The 18,555-nt window shown below is 54.3% G+C and carries 19 protein-coding genes; 12 read left to right on the forward strand and 7 right to left on the reverse strand.

The features are described 5' to 3' along the window. Window positions 1-30 precede the first annotated feature (30 nt). From serS to AC0J4F_RS16725, 6 genes are all read left to right on the forward strand, one after another. On the forward strand, window positions 31-1,311 hold the full coding sequence (serS, locus tag AC0J4F_RS16700) for a serine--tRNA ligase (RefSeq protein WP_209175425.1): 1,281 nt from the start codon (window positions 31-33) through the stop codon (window positions 1,309-1,311). A 48-nt stretch (window positions 1,312-1,359) separates the two neighbouring features. After that, window positions 1,360-2,118, forward strand: a complete 759-nt coding sequence (gene surE, locus AC0J4F_RS16705; RefSeq protein ID WP_473024076.1) for a 5'/3'-nucleotidase SurE — start codon at window positions 1,360-1,362, stop codon at window positions 2,116-2,118. Between the two features lie 227 nt (window positions 2,119-2,345). After that, window positions 2,346-3,038: a protein-L-isoaspartate(D-aspartate) O-methyltransferase gene (locus AC0J4F_RS16710; protein WP_473024077.1), complete on the forward strand. Its 693-nt coding sequence runs from the start codon at window positions 2,346-2,348 to the stop codon at window positions 3,036-3,038. Between the two features lie 47 nt (window positions 3,039-3,085). Continuing rightward, on the forward strand, window positions 3,086-3,529 hold the full coding sequence (locus tag AC0J4F_RS16715) for a hypothetical protein (protein ID WP_473024078.1): 444 nt from the start codon (window positions 3,086-3,088) through the stop codon (window positions 3,527-3,529). A gap of 76 nt (window positions 3,530-3,605) precedes the next feature. After that, window positions 3,606-4,088 (forward strand): hypothetical protein, encoded by a 483-nt coding sequence (locus tag AC0J4F_RS16720; RefSeq protein ID WP_473024079.1) that lies wholly within the window; start codon window positions 3,606-3,608, stop codon window positions 4,086-4,088. Between the two features lie 283 nt (window positions 4,089-4,371). Further along, the gene (locus AC0J4F_RS16725) at window positions 4,372-5,793 is read left to right on the forward strand and encodes a peptidoglycan DD-metalloendopeptidase family protein (protein WP_473024080.1); all 1,422 of its coding nucleotides are present in this window, start codon (window positions 4,372-4,374) and stop codon (window positions 5,791-5,793) included. Between the two features lie 156 nt (window positions 5,794-5,949). Here AC0J4F_RS16725 and AC0J4F_RS16730 read toward each other — a convergent pair whose 3' ends face one another. The 7 genes from AC0J4F_RS16730 to motA all read right to left on the reverse strand — a co-directional run bounded on the left by AC0J4F_RS16730 (window position 5,950) and on the right by motA (window position 11,477). Then, complete coding sequence (locus AC0J4F_RS16730) at window positions 5,950-6,396, reverse strand: hypothetical protein (protein ID WP_473024081.1); 447 nt, start codon at window positions 6,394-6,396, stop codon at window positions 5,950-5,952. A 24-nt stretch (window positions 6,397-6,420) separates the two neighbouring features. Further along, window positions 6,421-7,497, reverse strand: a complete 1,077-nt coding sequence (gene flhB / locus AC0J4F_RS16735; RefSeq protein ID WP_133947250.1) for a flagellar biosynthesis protein FlhB — start codon at window positions 7,495-7,497, stop codon at window positions 6,421-6,423. Window positions 7,498-7,552: 55 nt separating this feature from the next. After that, a complete protein-coding gene (locus tag AC0J4F_RS16740; RefSeq protein WP_473024082.1) occupies window positions 7,553-8,614 on the reverse strand; it encodes a flagellar motor switch protein FliG in 1,062 nt (353 codons plus the stop codon). Between the two features lie 70 nt (window positions 8,615-8,684). Beyond that, window positions 8,685-8,960: a flagellar motor switch protein FliN gene (gene fliN, locus AC0J4F_RS16745; protein ID WP_208981091.1), complete on the reverse strand. Its 276-nt coding sequence runs from the start codon at window positions 8,958-8,960 to the stop codon at window positions 8,685-8,687. A gap of 116 nt (window positions 8,961-9,076) precedes the next feature. Beyond that, the gene (locus AC0J4F_RS16750) at window positions 9,077-9,640 is read right to left on the reverse strand and encodes a hypothetical protein (protein ID WP_473024083.1); all 564 of its coding nucleotides are present in this window, start codon (window positions 9,638-9,640) and stop codon (window positions 9,077-9,079) included. After that, a complete protein-coding gene (locus AC0J4F_RS16755; RefSeq protein ID WP_286189875.1) occupies window positions 9,621-10,580 on the reverse strand; it encodes a flagellar motor switch protein FliM in 960 nt (319 codons plus the stop codon). Before AC0J4F_RS16755 ends, AC0J4F_RS16750 begins: the two co-directional genes overlap by 20 nt. 3 nt (window positions 10,581-10,583) lie before the next feature. After that, window positions 10,584-11,477, reverse strand: coding sequence for a flagellar motor stator protein MotA (motA, locus tag AC0J4F_RS16760; protein ID WP_133947256.1), 894 nt, complete (start codon window positions 11,475-11,477; stop codon window positions 10,584-10,586). 169 nt (window positions 11,478-11,646) lie between these two features. On the opposite strand from motA, the gene AC0J4F_RS16765 reads away from it, so the two are divergent. The 6 genes from AC0J4F_RS16765 to AC0J4F_RS16790 all read left to right on the forward strand — a co-directional run bounded on the left by AC0J4F_RS16765 (window position 11,647) and on the right by AC0J4F_RS16790 (window position 18,554). Next, a complete protein-coding gene (locus AC0J4F_RS16765; RefSeq protein WP_306148703.1) occupies window positions 11,647-12,438 on the forward strand; it encodes a DUF1217 domain-containing protein in 792 nt (263 codons plus the stop codon). A 3-nt stretch (window positions 12,439-12,441) separates the two neighbouring features. Continuing rightward, entirely contained in the window at window positions 12,442-13,173 is a 732-nt protein-coding gene (flgF, locus tag AC0J4F_RS16770; RefSeq protein WP_306148704.1) for a flagellar basal-body rod protein FlgF, read from the forward strand. Beyond that, complete coding sequence (locus AC0J4F_RS16775; RefSeq protein ID WP_473024084.1) at window positions 13,170-13,937, forward strand: hypothetical protein; 768 nt, start codon at window positions 13,170-13,172, stop codon at window positions 13,935-13,937. The genes flgF and AC0J4F_RS16775 overlap by 4 nt, the downstream gene beginning before the upstream one ends. Then, a complete protein-coding gene (locus AC0J4F_RS16780; protein ID WP_473024085.1) occupies window positions 13,915-15,261 on the forward strand; it encodes a FliI/YscN family ATPase in 1,347 nt (448 codons plus the stop codon). Before AC0J4F_RS16775 ends, AC0J4F_RS16780 begins: the two co-directional genes overlap by 23 nt. Window positions 15,262-15,552: 291 nt before the next feature. After that, window positions 15,553-16,338: a response regulator transcription factor gene (locus tag AC0J4F_RS16785; RefSeq protein WP_473024086.1), complete on the forward strand. Its 786-nt coding sequence runs from the start codon at window positions 15,553-15,555 to the stop codon at window positions 16,336-16,338. 614 nt (window positions 16,339-16,952) lie between these two features. Continuing rightward, window positions 16,953-18,554: a sensor histidine kinase gene (locus AC0J4F_RS16790; protein ID WP_209175460.1), complete on the forward strand. Its 1,602-nt coding sequence runs from the start codon at window positions 16,953-16,955 to the stop codon at window positions 18,552-18,554. Window position 18,555 lies beyond the last annotated feature (1 nt).

Genomic DNA, 18,555 nt, shown 5'->3' on the forward strand with positions numbered 1-18,555 from the left:
TAGACAAAGACCGCCGTTCGGGAAGCGAAGATGTTTGATATCAAATGGATCCGGGAAAACGCAGATGCCTTCGACAAGGCTTTGGCAAAGCGGGGCTACGAGCCTTCTGCTGCCAATTTGATTGCCTTGGACGATTCCCGTCGCTCCCACATCACCAAGCTGCAGGAAGCTCAGGAACGGCGCAACGCGGCCTCCAAAGAAATCGGCAAGGCCAAAGGCTCCGGAGATGATGCGCGGGCTCAAGAGCTGATCGACGAAGTCGCTCAGATCAAGGCCTTCATTCAATCTGGTGAGGAAGAAGAACGCAAGCTGATCGCAGCTTTGGAAGAGGCGATGGCCGTCATTCCGAACCTTCCGCACGATGATGTGCCGGAAGGTGCGGATGAAGCGGACAATGTGCTTTACCGGACCCATGGCGACAAACCGGCGTTCACCTTCAATGAAGCACCGAAGGAGCATTACGAACTGGGTGAAGAGCTCGGTGGGATGGACTTCTCCGCCGCTGCCAAGCTGTCTGGCTCGCGTTTTGTCATTCTGAAAGGCCAGATAGCGCGGCTGGAGCGAGCCCTCGGTCAGTTCATGATCGATATGCACACGCAGGAAAACGGCTACACGGAAGTCTCGCCACCGTTGCTGGTTCACAGCGATCCGCTCTATGGCACCGGCCAGTTGCCGAAATTTGAAGAAGATCTCTTCAAGACCACAACTGACCACTACCTGATCCCGACCGCTGAAGTCCCGCTGACCAATCTGGTGGCCGGAGAGATCATGTCCGAGGATCAACTGCCGCTGCGTGTCACCGCGTTGACCTATTGTTTCCGGTCTGAAGCTGGTTCTGCGGGCCGGGATACCCGGGGCATGTTGCGTCAGCACCAGTTCCAGAAATGCGAGCTGGTGTCGGTCACGACACCGGAGGAGTCGCTCAATGAATTGGAGCGGATGCTTGGTTGCGCCGAAATGATTCTGCAGAAACTCGGCCTTCATTACCGGGTCATGACGTTGTGCACTGGCGATATGGGCTTTGGAGCCCGCAAGACTTATGACATCGAAGTCTGGTTGCCAGGGCAGGACACGTTCCGTGAAATCTCGTCCTGTTCTGTCTGTGGTGATTTCCAAGCCCGGCGCATGAATGCGCGCTTCCGTCCTGCCGATTCCAAGCAGCCTGTGCATGTCCACACGCTGAACGGATCCGGGATCGCGGTCGGGCGTGCGCTGATCGCAGTTCTTGAAAATTATCAGAACGCGGACGGGTCCATCACTGTGCCGGACGTCCTGCGGCCCTATATGGGCGGTTTGGAAAAGATCGGTTAAGGGCATCAGGCCCTTAACCCCTACCTTTTGGCCAAGAACGGATTTTTCATGCGCATTTTGATCACCAATGACGACGGCATTCACTCTTCCGGGCTCTACGCCCTCGAACGGATCGCAAAGACGCTCTCCGACGATGTGTGGGTGATCGCGCCGGAGACGGATCAAAGTGGCGTGGCGCATTCACTGACCCTTGGAGATCCGCTTCGCCTGCGCCAGATCGACGACCGGCATTTCGCTGTGAAAGGCACTCCGACTGATTGTGTGATCATGGGCTGCCGTAAGGTGCTTCCGGGTCTGCCGGACCTGGTGCTGTCGGGTATCAACCGCGGGCAAAACCTTGCAGAAGACGTCACCTATTCAGGGACAGTTGCAGGCGCGATGGAAGCTGCAATCCTCGGCATCCGCTCGATCGCGGTTTCCCAGGCCTACAGCTGGAACCCGAAATCAGAGCCGGATTACGGTGTCGCGGAGGCGCATGCTCCGGAGCTCTTCACGAAACTGATGACCTTCGACCTGCCGCCTTACTCCCTCTTGAATGTCAACTTCCCTGTTGGTCCCGCCGATGCGGTGAAGGGCGTGAAGGTCACGGTGCAGGGGCATCATGAACAAAGCGGCCTGTCCATTGATGAGCGGACGGATGGTCGCGGCAATCCTTACTACTGGCTGAAATTCCAGGACCGCGGAAAATCAGTTCTGGATAATTCTGACCTTCACGCCGTTGCCGATGGGTATGTTTCCGTGACCCCGCTTCGGATCGATCTGACTGCGCATGATCTCGTCGGTCGGTTGGCGGACAGTCTTGGCTGATTTACCTCTTTGCTGCGACGTCTCCTTTTGAAATGAGTGCCCGAGACGTTCTTTAACCGGGAAAACAGGGCGCCACACCCGAACGGCCATTGTGTCTTTGTGCTCGGGTCGGTCAGTATGAGGACAGGGTGGCGGTGAGAATCTCTCATGGTTGACCCATCTGCAGGCTGCCAGGGATGTCTGGCGGCAAACGGGTCTCCCGGGGGCGGGTAATGGAGAACGCGTGAATGGCCGCATTCGTTCCCGGTAATGACGACCGGGCAACGCAATCGAACTTGCCGGATGAAGCGGAGGCGCGTGCGGCCCTGGTGCTTGGCTTGCGTCAGCGCGGCATAGCCTCCGTGAACATTCTGTCTGCCATTGAACGTCTGCCACGACGGCTTTTTCTTGCGGCCCGCTATCACAATCTGGCTTACGAAGACACTGCACTTCCAATGGAGTGCGGGCAAACCATGACCGCGCCAGGCGAGGTCGCGTTTGCGCTCCAGCTTCTCGACTTGCAGTCAGATCAAACGGTTTTGGAGGTCGGGACGGGGTCCGGATACCAGACCGCAATCCTCTCACAGCTTGTCCGGCATGTTTACAGCCTTGACCGATATCAGACCCTTCTCAAGTTGGCGGATCAACGCCTGGCGGCCTTGAAACAGACAAACGTATCGCTTGAACACAGGGACGGGCTCTCGGGTCTTGAGAAGAAAGCCCCCTTTGATCGGATTGTTTTGAACGGGGCAGTCTCGGAAATACCCGATACATTGATCGCGCAGCTTCGACCGGATGGCATTTTGATCGCTCCATTGGGACCGCCGGGAAAAGCGCAATCGCTCGTGCGGATCACCAAAGCCGAGAGCATCGGCGCAAGCAAGACTGTGGCGGAAGTCCGATGGGTTTCCCTAATGCCGGGTGTTGCTCAACATCTGTAGAACCCCGTTATGGCGCATGTTGTTGCTGCCGTTGCGTCATGATACGAATGAAACCGTATTTGGGGGATGGTATGGTGTGTCAGCGTTTTTCTGTTTTAGTTGTGTGTTTTCTGGGCCTTGTAAGTCCTTCTCTTGCAGAAGACTGGGTCGAAAAACAATTGCCCTCATATGCAGCAGGTGTTGAATTCGTCGCCATTGGTGGTGACGGTCTGTTGTATTCAATTCAATCCAATCCCAATGGTTATGTCCTGACGTCCCTGATCGATAAGTACCGTTTCAAGTTCACGGGCGGAGACGGCTTTACTGGAAATATTCTGGCGGCAAAGGAAATCGTTTATCTCGGATCGAGTTGCGACGCGGTCGCCGGATCAATTTCCGGACGGTGGGTCAATGACAACACCGGGCTCAATGTTGTGGTGGAAGGAAACAGCGGTCAACGATTGGATTTTCGGTTTCTTGATACGGGACTGGAGCCAGCCCATTCCTGCTGAGGCGAAATAGGAGGAGCACAAGATGCTGTTGCAGTTGAAAAGACACTTGGTCCTTGTTTCTGCCTTGGTTTGTGGAATGGGGTCGCCGTTGGCGGATGAATTGCCGCTCGAAGACTATTTCATGAGTTTTCCGAATTGCTATGGGCGAACTTACAGTCTGCAGCACCAAAAAGATCATCCTGCACAAAACACAGTCGACATAGCAATCAGCCACTTTCCGTCGAAGCAAGAGCTTTTGGGGATGGACAGCCCGTTCCAACCCTATCCGGATACGCCAAGGCTGGTCGTGAAGCTGGATGTCTGGATGAAAGGGCAGAACGAGGGGTGGCAAACGGACGCGATCTGCGATCCGGATGGCAACCGGCTACTTTGCCAAATTGAGTGTGACGGCGGGCGTTTCTTCCTGGAGGGCCGGTCCGATGGCAAACTCGTACTGACAGGCGGGACCGATCTCGATTTCAATCAGTGTGACGCCGGGGATCGCGTTCTTCAAAGAGCGCCCGACGATGGGACGTTTCATCTGACACCGATTCCGTTATCCCACTGCAGGGCGGAGTGATCTCGACGATTGGCGAATGCGAGGGAACTGAGTCGGACGATTCAGGCGGCTGCCCGGAGGATGCTGGCCTGAAGGTCCGATGTGCGTTTACCTTATGCAATTGCCCTGAGTTGAATCGAAAATCGGCAGAATTGCGGGTGTTGCAGGCCATTAGTGGCGTGCAGGTTTTTCAGATTGACTGGAATTCGAGGCCTCTTCTTTAGTCTTTATAAACCTTACTGCTTTCTAATCTTAACCACAGCAGCCATGTAAAGCAGTTTGGGTTGAGTCGATGAAAAAGCGGATGCGTTTCCTCCGCCAGGATTTACTGGGTAAAGTCGCAACGGTTACTCTTGGAGCAGCAGCTCTTGCAGGGTGTTCCTCGGCCACCGAGCGGTTCGGACCCAACGATATTTACACCGCCAGCACCGCCAATCAAAAAGAAATCCTGACCGGATCTGCGCCCGTGCAACCGTCCTATCAGGACATTATCAACGGCACCGGTGGAACGACGGCTGGCTTGCCGCAAAACACGTCTTCTCCTGTCTCGACAGGTTCCATCCCGCGTCAACCAGCGCCCGTAACGTCTCCAGCTGTCGTCAGTGCTCCCATTGCACCGTCCATCTCCTCGGCTCAAGTCCCATCGGTACCTGCGCCGGAGACACTTGCTGCTGGCAAGGACTGGAAAGGCTGGACCGGAGCTGGCGGCACCCAGATCAAAGCACGGCAGGGCGATACGCTTGCGTCGATCTCCCGCCGCTATGGCGTGCCCATTCAGGCTGTCGCATCCGTCAACGGTCTTCAGAGCCGGTCCAGTGTGCAGGCGGGGCAGTCTCTGATCATCCCGACTTATGTTTATTCAGACCGCAATGGTTCTACGAGCACCACCGACGGTGAGACGAGAGCCGTGCAACTGCCAACTGTTTCGCGGAACGAAAATGTCGTTACCGGCTCAATACCAAATGTGTCGCAAGCGGCCCCGCGCCCGGACCGAAAGCCGTATGCGCAACCGACTTTCGCGCAGGTGACCCAATCAACACCTGCCATTGTCGCAGCTCCGGTTGTCCCGGTCAGTGCATTGCCGAAGAGCAAACCTCAAGGGGTGAGCGCACCAATCGTGACCGCATCTGTCCCGCAGACTGTGGCAGGTGGTGACTCAAGTGTTCCATCTCCCAAGCGTCAACCGGACCGGATTGTCTCAACAAACCGTTCTAACGATACAATTCAGGTTGAAACGACCCCAATTGCAGCTCCAGATTCTTCGGCAGATGCACCGGCCAAGACGGAGGCTGCACCTGAAAAACCAATCGAGGTTGCGAGCATTCAGCCGCAAGCCGATGAACCTGTTGCCAAGTTCCGTTGGCCAGTTCGTGGCCGTATCATCTCAGATTTCGGCGCAAAACCGGGTGGTGGCCGCAATGAAGGCGTGAATTTGGCGGTTCCTGAGGGAACACCGGTCAAAGCGGCCGGTGATGGGACGGTTATTTATGCCGGGAATGAGCTGAAAGGGTATGGCAATCTTGTGCTCGTCCGTCACGACGAAGGGTGGGTTTCCGCCTATGCTCACAACAGCGTCTTGAATGTCAAACGCGGCGATACGGTGCGTCGGGGTGATCCAGTCGCGCTCGCCGGTGCCACAGGCTCGGTCAATCAGCCACAAGTGCATTTTGAATTGCGCCAGGGCAACAAGCCGGTCGATCCGCTGAAATACCTGCCACGGCGCTAAGCTGGGACTGCCCGCAGATTAGGGCAACTTCGCAGTCTTTCCCAAAGCTGTCTGGAAAATGAATTGGTCGCTTTGAATAAAGCGGCCATTTCCCGTTTTTGAGGGACGCGCCCTTACTTCAGGATACACAAGGACCACGCACCAAGACACGCAAACCTATTTGAGCCGTGCATCTTTCAATGCTTCGAGCATCAATTCGGCTTCCTTGTCCGGATCGCCGCCAGAGTCGGGGATTTCCACGTAAGACACTGTTACCGAATTGTCGGGCGAGGCCAGGATAACGGTGAAATAGATCCAGACACCTTTGTTCAGGAATTCCAGATCCAGCTTTATTCGTGGCAGGTTATCCCAATCGAGTTCAGCCTGTCCGCCCATGGAATACCGCAGCGTATCTTCTTTGAAGAACAGTTCGGCAGAGGTCTTCACAAGGTCGGCGATGTTGGCGTGCTGTTCGAGCCGGATGTAAGCGGCAAAATCCAGAACGTCGACGAGCTTCAAGTCTTCAATGAAACCGGTCAAGGCCTCGGCAATTGCCGCCTGGCGCTTGCGGGTTTTATCATCCGCTTCAGGTTCCATTGCGGCAGCCTCACGCAGCTTACTCATCCAAACCCTCCATTATTCATTGTTTTATACAGCGGTCTTGGATTTGCGTGAATAAACGAAACAGATAATTTCAGCAACAGCGCGATAGAATTCAGGCGGTATCATCCGCTCCACTTCTGTCGCTGCGTAAAGTGAGCGCGCCAGCTGCCGGTCCTCGATCACCGGGATGTCGTTGGTCTCGGCGATTTCCCTGATTTTCAACGCAATCAGGTCCTGTCCCTTCGCCACAACGACCGGCGCTGGGTTTTTCTCACCGTCATACCGTAATGCGACCGCAAAGTGAGTCGGGTTCGCGACTACAAGGGTTGCCTGGGGAACCGCCGACATCATGCGGTTGCGGGCGCGGTCGCGTGCCAGCGATCTCTGCCGTGCCTTGACGATGGGGTCGCCCTCCATCTGTTTGTGCTCGTCTTTGACTTCCTGCTTGGTCATCCGCAGGTTCTTGCGCCAGTGAGAACGCGACCAGAGGATATCGACGGTCACGAGAAGGATTGTGACAATGCAGACACCGGAGATCAGCCGCAGAGATATCTGCAGTATCATTTCGGGGAGGGCACTTGGATCGGTGAACATGGCGTTGATCAGATCCGCTTCATGAGTGCGGAACTGAGCATAGACGATCGCGCTGACCGTGCTGAATTTGAATACCGCCTTGAGGAATTCGACAAAGCCCTGGGCACCAAAAATCCGCGACCAGCCCTTTTTGAGTGATAGCTTGCTGAGTTCTGGTTTGATCCGGTTTGGAACGATGCTGGGTTTGTTCTGAAGGAAAGCGGATGCAAGGCCGGACGCCGACAAAATTGCGATGATCGGCGCAAGGAACAGCCCAACCTTGATGGACAGGCTGTGGGACAGCATGAGTGCGTCTGCGCTGTTACCAAGGTCCAATCCTCCCGATACGTCCAGGAGGTGCGCCATGTCTGAAACAAGCTGGCGCACCCCAGATGTTATTGCGAAACCGCCGATCAACAAGGCACCGATCAACATTGCAAGAACAGGAGCTTCCTTGGAGACCGGCGTATTGCCCTTCTCAATTGCGTCCTGGATCTTTTTCTCGGTCGGTTCCTCTGTTTTTGAGTCCTTATCCGCTTCTTCCGACATCGCCCTGCAGTCTCCTTAGAAACGCAGACCGCCGTACGGCCGGAACAAGTGGTCCTTATGCAAAGTAAGCCCCTTCATCCTGTTTCGGATTAAGCTCGATTTCGCCGCGTCCTGCCATTTCCAGTGCAAGGTTGGTGATCGAGCTGCGGGCCTCCAGAACGTCGCGCTGCGCTGCCGGCTCGCCAGCTGCCAGTTCGTGTTCGGCAATCCTACGGGCACGGGATGTCATGGACGAGAGGACCACTTCGCGGAATTCGGCTGATGTTCCCTTCAATGCCAGGACAATCCGGTCTGCTGGGATCTGATCGAAGATCGCCATCCGAGTACGTGCATTGAGGTTGCTGATGTCGTCGAAGGTGAACAGGAGACCCTTCAGGAGTTCTGCCGTTTTCGGCCTGATCTCGTTGAGGTTTTCCAGCGCATCTTCCATGTGATCCCGCTCCATCTTGTTCAAGATGTCAGCCATGCGCGCATGGGAGTCCGCCTCGAGTGTTCCGGACAGGTTGAGCATGAAGTCCTCATGCATCGTCTTTTCCACGTCGCGCATGATTTCCGGGACCACCGCCTTGATCGACAACATCCGCCGCACCAGCTGATTGCGCATGTCGGCCCGGATGTGGCCGAGAACCTTTGCGGCTGCGCTTGGCTTGATTTTCGTCAGGATCAAGGCCGCCGTTTGCGGGTGCTCTTTCAGCAGGTAATTGGCAAACACGGTTTCCGAAACAGTCGTTAGCCGGTCCCAGATTGAGCGGTTTGAATTGCCATGGACATCCGACATGATGTCCGCCAGCTGTTCGTCCGGCAGAACGCCTTCCAGCATCTTTTCCACTTCATTGGCAGAGCCGAACAAGGTGGTACCGTTGGAAAACTGATCGATGAACTCTTCGGCAAGCTTGTCCAGTTCCGCAGAAGCGACCGTTCCCAGCTGGGCCGCGCTGACTGTGATCATTCTGATCTCTTCCTGATCAAAATGGCGCAGCAGTTTTTGGGAGCTGGTCCGTCCAAGCGATAGAAGCAGGGCGGCGACACGCTGCACCCCATTCAAACGCCGGATCGGTGGAGCCGGTGGCTTGGGGATGGCGGCAGGAGCCGGGGCAGCTTTGGCTTGGCTTGTCATTCTCGCGTGTTCCTCAAAAGGAGCATGGGCAATCAAAGGGTTCGGGAAATCTGGCGTCCGGCTGGGTGGCTTAGATTTCCAGCGGGCTTGTTTGTGAGCTGATGATCTCTGTCAGGGACACACCGAAACGGGAGTTGTCGTCTTCCACAACAACCACTTCACCGCGGGCGATGACACGGCCATTCACGACAATGTCGATCGGCTCGCCAACACGATGGTTGAGAGGAATGACAGCGCCGCGGCCCAGCTTGAGAAGATTGGAGACCAGCATGGTTGCAGAGCCCAGAACGACCTGAATATTGACCGGAATGCCGAGGATCGTGTCGAGGTTGCGATCATCACCCATGGTCTCGCCGGCGTTTTTCTTGTCTGGTGCTTCAACCCTGGCGAAGTTCGCCGCATCGGCCGTTTTGATGGTTGCACCGGTTTCTACATCAACGTTTTCAACGATCGTGTCGGACATTAGAACGTATCCTTTTGGTTCATAGAGACTGAGCGGAAGGGGCTTCCGAGCGTGTTATCGATTTTGTGCACACGGGTCGGAGCCTTGGGACCGCTGGTTCCACGGTGAATAACCGGTCCATCTTGTGGGGAGCTTGCCACGGCCGAAACAGGGGTTGGCTGCGCCGCAGTTTCATCATTGAACAGATCAAGGTCTTCACGGACAGGCGTAAAGCGCTTTGCCTTCTGCATGAGAGCATGAGAGCTCGAGAGTTCCTTGAGTTCTGCTTTCAGAACCGACTGCTGACGTTTTGCCTCGCGGGTGAGGGCGTCGATCTCAGCAATCAGCTCCCGGGCATCGTCCATGCGATTGCCCAGTGCATTGAGGATCTGAGCGCCTTTGACGTTGATCTCCTGAATGGAGACCTCAATCCCGTCCAGCGCGAGCGCAGTCTGGTCGAAAATGCGCTGGTAATCTTCGTGATAGGACCCCAAGCGGCGCAGATCCTTGTGCATTTGCACCATTCGGATTGTGGTTACGACCAATGCCAGAAGCAGCACGCCGTCAACGATTGCGGAGATCATCGAAAAGATCCTTTTCTTCCTCGTGGATGAGTTCTTCAATCTGCAGGGTGTAGGATCCGTCCAGCTGTCCAAGCTGGCAGGTGAATATCGGTTGGTCATTGCAGGCCAGCGTCACGGGCGAGCGCGCAGTTGCCTGAAGCTCAATCACTTGGCCGACCTTCAGGTTTGACAACTCGCCAAGATGCATCTCGCGTTCTTCCAGGATCGCTTCCAGCTTGACTTCCGTCCGCTGGATTTCGTTGTGGAAGTGCTGCGTCCATTGTTTGTCGCGGCCGGACATTTCGCCGGACAACACTTGGGACAGGGCCTGGCGCAGCGGATTGAGTGTCGCGTGCGGCAGTACGACGAAGACTTCGCCACCGCGGCCGATGGCCTGCTGGAGCAGGCGTCCAACGACCGCAGGGTTGTTACGCCGGCCGACGACCGCAAAATCCATGCGGCTTTCGATCCGCTCGATTTTCAAAGTTGTTTCTGCAATCGGCGCGAAAGACTCGGCCAAAGACTTCGCAGCAACTTCAAATATCGTCCGGGCAATGCGCGTTTCGATATTTGAAAAGGGCCGCTCCTCATCAATTGGAGGCTCGGTTCCGTCTGCGCCGAACAGCACATCCACGAGGGTGAAGATGAAATCCCGGTCGAAGCCGACCAGCACGCGGGCATCCCATTCCGGAGAGTAAAGAACCGCAACAAGTGCATTGGATTCAAATTCATCCAAAACATCGCCAATCCGGTTGTTCTCCACATAGCTGACCGAGATGTAGGATGGCGAGGGTGATTTTTGGCGCATCACATCTGCCATCACCCGCGCCATGCGGTCGAAAACCACTGGCAGCATCGGCAGGCGGTCTACGGAGATACCCGCGGCGTCCAGGAGGCGGTCCGTGATCATCGCCCGTTCTGAGTTTGAGGCAGATTGCGTGTCTGTTGCTGCATCGAGCATGGTTTATGCGGCTCCCTGGAGATCGGCCGTGCTGGTTTCTGCGCCGCCGGCTCTCATGGTTTCATTCTCGACTTCGTCGATGGTTGGCCGGTCGTATCCGGAGATGGTCTTGCGGCCATGCTCCAGCGCGATTTGCGGGTCAGCACCGTTCATGAATGCCAGCAGGGTTTGCTTGACCACGATGTAGTTGCGCAGCCGCGTTTCCCGGACCGATTTTATCTTTGCTGCCAAGGGGCCAAACAAGGAGTAGGAGAACAGGATCCCGATGAACGTTCCCACAAGGGCGGCCCCGATCAGGCTGCCGAGTAGCTGCGGCGACTGGTCGATTGCGCCCATTGCCTTGATCACACCAAGGACCGCAGCAATGATCCCGATCGCCGGCAGAGCATCGGCCACGCTGCTCATTGCATGATACGGCTTCATCTGATCGCGATGGATGGTCTGGATTTCCTCATCGACCAGAGCTTCGATTTCATGAGCTCGGGCATTACCGACAATGATCAGGCGGAAATAGTCACAGATGAACGTCGTCATGTTGGCGTCGCGCAGGACCGACGGATACTTCTGGAAAATTGGAGATGTGCTTGGGTCTTCGATATGCGGTTCGACAGCATTGCGGCCCTTCGCGCGCAACTCCCGCATCAGGCCATAAAGAAGTGCCAGCACATCCAGGTAATCACGTTTGGAAGGGACCGCATTCCGCAATGCGTCGGAAACGGCAACGGTCGTCCCGAGTATGACTTTCATGGGATTTGCAACGATGAAAGCGCCAATTGCAACGCCGAGAATGATCACAAGTTCCCAAGGTTGCCAAAGAACGAGGACCTTTCCGCCCATGGCGGCGAAACCGCCAATCAGGGATGCCGCGCCGATTATCAGGCCGATAATAATAGTCACCAAACAGCTCCTATCGGGTGAGGTTTTACTGTGCTGGTGAAAAGCTAGGGGACGAGACTTGTCCGAAGCTGACCGAACGGCTGTTTTTACCGGTGCCATCCAGTCAGCTTGGCGTAAGCTCGGGGCGCGAAAGTGTTTTCAAGACACTTACCGCTTAAAGGGCGCGGACATGATCAATACGATTACGCAGGTACAGTTGGTTCGGAACAATATGGACCGCTCCATCCAAACCGTCGCATCAGATCCAATGGTGGAACGCCAGACCGAGTACTATCGCGAGAACATCAGCGACATAAAATCGATTGATGAGTTCCTATCGAATGACAGGATCTACCGGTACGCCATGACGGCCATGGGCCTGGAAGACATGATCTACGCAAAAGCGTTCATGCGGAAGGTTCTGGAAGAGGGCATTTCGAAAAGCGATTCATTTGCCAATCAGCTGACGGACCAGAGATATCAGAAGTTTGCTGAAACATTTAACTTCGCAAGTCATGGTGAGGCGACGACCGCTTTCAGACGAACCCAAGAGGGCATCGTCGACAAGTTTCACCGGCAAACACTTGAAATCCGGCAAGGCGAACAGAACAACGGGGTCCGTCTGGCTCTCTATTTCGAGAGGCAAGCATCCACGATCCAAAATGCCTACAACATTCTTGCCGACCGTGCGCTCGCAGAAACAGTCTACACCGCTTTGGGGCTGCCAGATTCTTTTGCAATGACGGATATCGACAAGCAGGCAGCCTATTTCGACAAGCATCTGGACTACGAGAAACTGAGCAGCGACCCAGAACATCTGGCCGAATTCCTCGATCGTTTTTCGGCACTCTATGACGTCAAGAATGGTCCTCAGGCGGTTTCATCGCCGACACTGGCGGTTTTTGGTGCCGGTCCTGGAGTTGTGCCTTTCGGGGAAGGGCTTTTGTCCAGCATCCAGAATTTTAAACTTGGAGGCAGCTGAGCCATGCAGTCAGCTCTATATGTCGCGTTGTCCGCCCAAGTCGCTCTTTCCAACCGGCTGGAAACAGTCTCCCGGAACGTTGCGAATATGAACACTGCGGGCTACCGCGCTGATGAGATCAATTTCGCTGAAATGGTATCAAAGGCAGGCCCCGACAAAGTTAGCTTTTCAAGTGGTGGCGAGAACTACATCTCGCGTCAGAACGGCAGCCTGAACAAAACGGACAATCCTCTTGATCTCGCAATTGAAGGGGAGGCCTGGTTCGCCATTCGGGATGCAAATGGCGGACTTTCCTATACACGAGATGGCCGCCTCAATATCGCTGATGACGGAACCTTGAGGACTGTGACCGGGCAGGTGATCGTTGGTGCCGGCGGGCAACCGATCCAGCTCAATCCGGATGGAGGAACGCCGCTCATCACGCAAAACGGGGATGTTATTCAAGGCGATGAAGATATCGTTGGCCAGATTGGTCTCTTTCTAATCCCGAATGATGCCAAACTGACCCGAAGGGAGAATTCTGCAGTTGTGCCGGACCGGGCAGTCATTCCGGTGCAGGTGTTCGACCAGCATGGGATCCGTCAGGGCTATGTGGAAGGGGCGAATATTAACCCCGTCCGCGAGATGACCAAGATGATCATGATCTCTCGCGCGTTCGAAAGCGCCACCAAAATGATCGACATGGGAAGTGAAAGCCAAAAAACGGCCATTCGCGAATTGGGCAAAACATCATGAGTGCGGTGGTTGGCATAAGCTCTCCTTCTGAAGATCCATCCCCACGGCATGTGCTACTGAAGACTGTCGAGGCATCACAAAAAGCAACGGACGCGAAAGCACCGACAAAGGCGGGATTCGGGTTTTCTGATTTTGTTGATGTGATCAATCCGCTGCAGCACATCCCAGGTGTTTCTAACGTTTACCGCGCTGTGACGAACGATCAGATTTCCGAGGACGCGCGTCACGCCGGCCGCACACTATATGGAGCCGCATTGGGTGGTCCGGTCGGCATCGGTCTCATGATGGCCTATGATGCGATGACAACACCTGGAACAAGCAGCACTGCACAGGACACCCTGGATCCTGAAGTTGCGTCGGTTGAGACACCGCGGACAATCACCGCACCCGAAATACCTAATGGGGATGGGTTTGATAGCGAAGGCGCACCGATGATATCCGCGTCGTCCCCAATCCTCGGAGAAACAGTTGCAAGTGCCGGTGAGCGAACACCTGGAACGCCGTTTAATCTGCTGCAGTTCGGTAAGTTGTCAGCGGATGCAGTTCCGGCGCCAAAGCCGGGCAATAACGACTCCACTGAACGCGTACCCGAGCCTGGCAGGATATCAAAAGGTGACGCAACGGGAGCCGATCAGTCCGATACCAAGACGGTTGTACCAAGTAGCGACGATTTGGGCAGGCTCGCAGAGCACGAATCCAACCACCTTTCCCTGGATGTCTTGAAAGCCTTACAGGAGCGTCATGCCAAGCTCTCAGCATCTTAACAGCCTGGATCAAATTACGGCCTCCTTGGCTGCTCTTGATACAGAAATTGGCCGCGTCAAACTGAGCGGGCAGGTTACTCAGGTCTCCGCTGAAGCGATCCGGGTGTCTGGATTGTCACGCGTGGTTTGTTTGGGTGATCTGATTCAATTTGAAGGCCGGTCCGGTGTTCGTCAGGGCGAGATTATCCGGCTTGAACAAAAGGATGTTGTTGTCAAACCTCTTGAGCGGGTATCGGACATTGGAATTGGCAGCGTTGCCTCGCTGATGGGAGGTTTGGCAATTCATCCGGACCTCAGTTGGCGCGGGCGCATCATCAATGCTCTCGGAGAGCCGATCGACGGGCAGGGGCAATTGCGGCACGGGGTTGAGGCTTTTCTTCTTGATCGGGCGCCACCTCCAGCAATGAACCGCGAAAAGATCACGGAAGGCGTGCGAACAGGTGTGCGTGTCATCGATCTCTTTACGCCGTTATGTGTCGGGCAGAGGATCGGTGTTTTCGCTGGCTCCGGAGTGGGGAAATCCACGTTGCTCGGGATGCTCGCCGGGTTTGGCGAGTTCGACACCGTCGTGGTCGGTCTTGTCGGTGAGCGCGGCCGTGAAGTCCGGGAGTTTATTGACGACATTCTTGGTGAAACGATTGCCAATTCCGTCGTTGTTGCCTCCACCGGTGATGAAAGCGCAATGCAGCGCCGCCTCGCTCCGAAGACAGCCATGAGTGTTGCTGAATATTTCAGGGCTCAAGGGCATAAAGTGCTGCTGATTTTGGATTCTGCGACACGTTTTGCTCATGCAGCCCGCGATGTCGCTCTTGCCGCCGGTGAGCCTCCTGTCGCCCGCGGGTATCCGCCAAGTGTTTTTGCAGATCTTGCCCGGCTGATTGAACGCGCTGGACCAGGCGCGACTGGTGAGGGGTCAATAACTGGCATTTTTTCAGTCCTTGTAGACGGGGACGACTACAATGATCCTGTGTCCGATGCAATTCGGGGTTTGCTTGACGGCCATATTGTTCTGGATCGAAAAACCGCAGAAGCTGGAAGATATCCGCCGGTCGAGATTCTGAAATCAACATCGCGTCTTGCGTCCCGCGCGTGGACAGAAGATCAGCAAGAGTTGATCCACCGGATCAAAGGGCTGATTTCTCATTATGAAGATACGAAAGATCTTCGGATGATGGGTGGGTTTCAAATCACTGGTGATGAGCATTTGGAGAAAGCGTGCCGCCTCGTCCCCAAGATCTACGAAGCGATGCGGCAGGGTGCCCAGCAACCGGTGCCTGGAGATCCTTTTGCCGAGTTGGCTCAAGCCTTGGCTGCGGACGCGTAAACCATTTTCGATGAAATCATGTAAAAGTTACGAGGCGTCGCTTTATTTAGCGGCGCTTTTTATATATATCTTCGATTAATTCATCTGCAATAATTTGTAGAAACGTATTTTAGTAAAATTTCGTATTATTTTTATCTCAATATCTCTGCCGTTTTATTTAGTTTTGCATCTGCCAATAAGTTATGACGTTACCAAAAACCTCCAAATACAACTCTCGCGATGGAAGAATTGTTGACGTCGCGATGTGGTAATTTTACCCATACTACATCGAAAAATTTTGGGGGCTAAATCATGTTTATCATCGTTGACGACAGAGAGATCGTCACCAGCGGCTATGCCGCTGCCTTTGAGAGAGAGGGGTACGCTTCTCTCGAATTGTTGCCAAGTGAATTGCCTGATTGGCTGGAAACAGGGTGCTCACAAGATCTGGCTTCTGTTGATGCAATCTTGATCGGCGAATGCCCTGAGAGGGCGGGTTTTGTAACGCAGATCAGAAGTCGTTGCCCGGAAGCGCAAATCGTTGCCCTTGAAGACACGGCAAGCTTGCAAGGGACCCTTGATCTTTTCTCAGCCGGATTCGACGAGGTGTTGAAAAAACCGGTTCATGTTCGCGAAATCATTGCCCGGTTCGGTGTGTTCCGCCGTCGCGCCATGGCACGTGACACGTCCTCGGAGGCTGGTGCAATTGAGGTATTTTTTGATGGTCGTGACCCGACTGTCGGTGGGCAGGTCATGGAATTGCCACGCCGTGAGCGCCGCATCCTTGAGTATCTTGTCAAAAACAAAGGCCGCAGGGTTACCAAAACGCAGATCTTCAATGCGGTTTATGGTGTCATGAACGAAGGCGTGGATGAGTGTGTGGTCGAGAGCCATATCTCCAAGCTGCGCAAAAAACTGAAACGCCAGCTTGGTTTTGATGCCATCGAATCTACCCGGTATATCGGTTACATGTTGAAAGACACCGCGTCTCCGAAACGTCTTGTCAGCGAAACATCTTTGCCGAAATCTGCTCGTCAGCCCGTTCGTGCAACGGTTAACAGGCGGGAATTGGTTCTTGCGGTCGAGAATGTTGGGTAGAGTGCGGACTTAGTCAGAATGTCCTGGCCTATCCCCCGGGCCTTCAGGACCTTTGTATGCAGCCGGAGTCATTCATGACTCCGGCATTCGCAATAATACCTGCCAAAACAACTGTATTGGATCCGCTTTTTTGGGCGGTCGCCCACCATTTTCGGGCTTTTGCCGATACGCCTTGTTTCTTTTGAATACAGCTTAATCTTTTGCGTTTCTGCAAACTTGTTTTAATGAGCAAAGTTAGGCTTTTAGCTTAGGCGGACAACGCGTCTATCGGCGCTCCTGAATAGCTGTTTTAACAGGAATGCTGATCGCCACGCAAAAAGCGCGTGAAAAAACTCGTCTTATTTGCGGATATAGGCGTTAGTTACAATTGTCTTTTAAGAAAAATTTAGAAAACTAGACCAATCTCTTCAAACGAGTTGGGCTTTGAGACTTGTTAAATCTTTTTCCAATGGTCGGTCTGACGTTGTTGGAGTTAGAATGATCTGGAGCAATTGTTTGTCGAGTGGGTGTCGATTTCCTAAAGGTGACAGTCCGCGCAGTGATCAAGGGCTGATCGGTGCCTTGGTGTTGGTTGGTAATTCGGCTTTTGAAGCTCCGGTCAAGGGGGCAGTGATTTGAGTTCGAGTGCCAGTACGTCTTTGCCGTTTGCGGCATCAGAGATGGGCCGGAACAGCCTGTCGCGAACCTTTATTGTTTATACACTTGGATTGTTTGCAGTCCTCGGCATTATTTTCATTGGTATTCTGACAAAGATTACATGGGACGCATCACACGCTCGCGCCATTCGGGTAACGGAAGCTTTCTTCCAGGCGACAAAGCGACCTTTTGAGCGCGCAATTTGGACAGTCAATGCGGATGCAACTCTGCAGTTGATCCGTGGTCTCGAGAGCCTTGAAGTCGTCGAAAAGGTTTGGGTCGAGACCCCGGACACAGGCAATTTTGGAGATCCGCCCGCAGATGATCGTCGTCAGTCGGCCCTCAGTTATACGCTGAATTCACCAAGCACGATCCTGCACAAGGATATGATCGGTCAGGTCTTTATTATGATCGACCGAAATTCCATATCCTACGAAATCATTTCGACTGTCGGGCTCATCGTGACGGCGATTATCGCCTATTTGCTCGTGTTGGCGTTTGTGATCCGGAGTATTTTTCACAGGCTGATCGGGCTGCCTCTGTCCGAGATCGTTGCATATCTCTCAACGCCGCGTTTGATCGAAGACCCGCCCACCGAGGCCTTGATGCCTGGTCGGGCGGATGAGATCGGCATTCTTGCATCCAGCCTTCAGTCGATGGTGCAGCGGCGCCACTTGGATCTGCAGAAAATCCAAGAGTACCAAACCAATCTTGAAGAGCTGGTCACACACCGCACGGAGCAGCTGAAATTGGTTCAAGAAGAGCTTATTCAGGCTGACAATCTGGCAGCGCTCGGGTCCTTGGTTGCCGGTGTGTCACATGAACTCAACACTCCGTTGGGCAATGCCTTGATGGCAGCCACAACCATCAAGGATTCGGCGACACTTCTGGATGACGAACTCGAGCGCCAAACTTTGAGCAAAGAAGCGCTGGAAAATGAGGTCGCGCGGATATCTGAAACCGCAAGCATCATCGAGAAGACCTTGGCGCGTGCCCGCGAGCTGGTCGGGAACTTCCGGCAAGTTGCCGTTGACCGGCAAAGTGAAAAGAAGCGGGCCTTCAATTTTGATCACATTATCCGTGAGACAATCGCGACCTTGCAGCCAACACTTCAGAAGACTCCTTTTAAGCTCGAGCTCGATCTTGATGGTGATCAGGTCATAGACAGCTATCCAGGGGCTGTCAGCCAACTCGTCTCTAACTTTGTCGAGAATGCGGTGAAGCACGCATATGAGGGTAGAGAGCACGGGACCATCCGGCTGTCGTCAAGCATTGAAAATCGAAGCAAGGGAGCTGGCGCTGCTGGCCGCACGATCGTGTTCAAGTGCCGCGACGATGGGGTTGGGATACCCGACAAGAATTTGAAGAAAGTCTTTGAACCGTTTTTTACGACGAAATTCGGTAAAGGGGGATCCGGGCTCGGTATGGCCATTTGTTATCAGCTTGCAACCGAAGCATTGAATGGCACAATCTCCGTGTCATCAAAGGTTGGACATGGTACTGAGTTTACTGTTGAGATCCCGGTGACGGAACCGCAGAAGAAAAAGGCACACATAACAACAACGACGAAGGTGCATTGAC

It is taken from the genome of Roseibium sp. R5, assembly GCF_055755305.1.

What these genes read in the sequence shown, in the direction of transcription:
- fliN (WP_208981091.1), bottom strand. Translation starts at nt 8,960, where the DNA reads ATGGGTGATGATCGCAACCTCGACACGATCCTCGGCATTCCGGTCAAT.
- AC0J4F_RS16780 (WP_473024085.1), top strand. Translation starts at nt 13,915, where the DNA reads ATGCCAAGCTCTCAGCATCTTAACAGCCTGGATCAAATTACGGCCTCC.
- AC0J4F_RS16725 (WP_473024080.1), top strand. Translation starts at nt 4,372, where the DNA reads ATGCGTTTCCTCCGCCAGGATTTACTGGGTAAAGTCGCAACGGTTACT.
- flhB (WP_133947250.1), bottom strand. Translation starts at nt 7,497, where the DNA reads ATGTCGGAAGAAGCGGATAAGGACTCAAAAACAGAGGAACCGACCGAG.
- AC0J4F_RS16750 (WP_473024083.1), bottom strand. Translation starts at nt 9,640, where the DNA reads ATGATCTCCGCAATCGTTGACGGCGTGCTGCTTCTGGCATTGGTCGTA.
- AC0J4F_RS16730 (WP_473024081.1), bottom strand. Translation starts at nt 6,396, where the DNA reads ATGAGTAAGCTGCGTGAGGCTGCCGCAATGGAACCTGAAGCGGATGAT.
- AC0J4F_RS16710 (WP_473024077.1), top strand. Translation starts at nt 2,346, where the DNA reads ATGGCCGCATTCGTTCCCGGTAATGACGACCGGGCAACGCAATCGAAC.
- surE (WP_473024076.1), top strand. Translation starts at nt 1,360, where the DNA reads ATGCGCATTTTGATCACCAATGACGACGGCATTCACTCTTCCGGGCTC.
- flgF (WP_306148704.1), top strand. Translation starts at nt 12,442, where the DNA reads ATGCAGTCAGCTCTATATGTCGCGTTGTCCGCCCAAGTCGCTCTTTCC.
- AC0J4F_RS16785 (WP_473024086.1), top strand. Translation starts at nt 15,553, where the DNA reads ATGTTTATCATCGTTGACGACAGAGAGATCGTCACCAGCGGCTATGCC.
- AC0J4F_RS16765 (WP_306148703.1), top strand. Translation starts at nt 11,647, where the DNA reads ATGATCAATACGATTACGCAGGTACAGTTGGTTCGGAACAATATGGAC.
- AC0J4F_RS16740 (WP_473024082.1), bottom strand. Translation starts at nt 8,614, where the DNA reads ATGACAAGCCAAGCCAAAGCTGCCCCGGCTCCTGCCGCCATCCCCAAG.
- AC0J4F_RS16715 (WP_473024078.1), top strand. Translation starts at nt 3,086, where the DNA reads ATGAAACCGTATTTGGGGGATGGTATGGTGTGTCAGCGTTTTTCTGTT.
- serS (WP_209175425.1), top strand. Translation starts at nt 31, where the DNA reads ATGTTTGATATCAAATGGATCCGGGAAAACGCAGATGCCTTCGACAAG.
- AC0J4F_RS16775 (WP_473024084.1), top strand. Translation starts at nt 13,170, where the DNA reads ATGAGTGCGGTGGTTGGCATAAGCTCTCCTTCTGAAGATCCATCCCCA.
- AC0J4F_RS16720 (WP_473024079.1), top strand. Translation starts at nt 3,606, where the DNA reads ATGGGGTCGCCGTTGGCGGATGAATTGCCGCTCGAAGACTATTTCATG.
- AC0J4F_RS16755 (WP_286189875.1), bottom strand. Translation starts at nt 10,580, where the DNA reads ATGCTCGATGCAGCAACAGACACGCAATCTGCCTCAAACTCAGAACGG.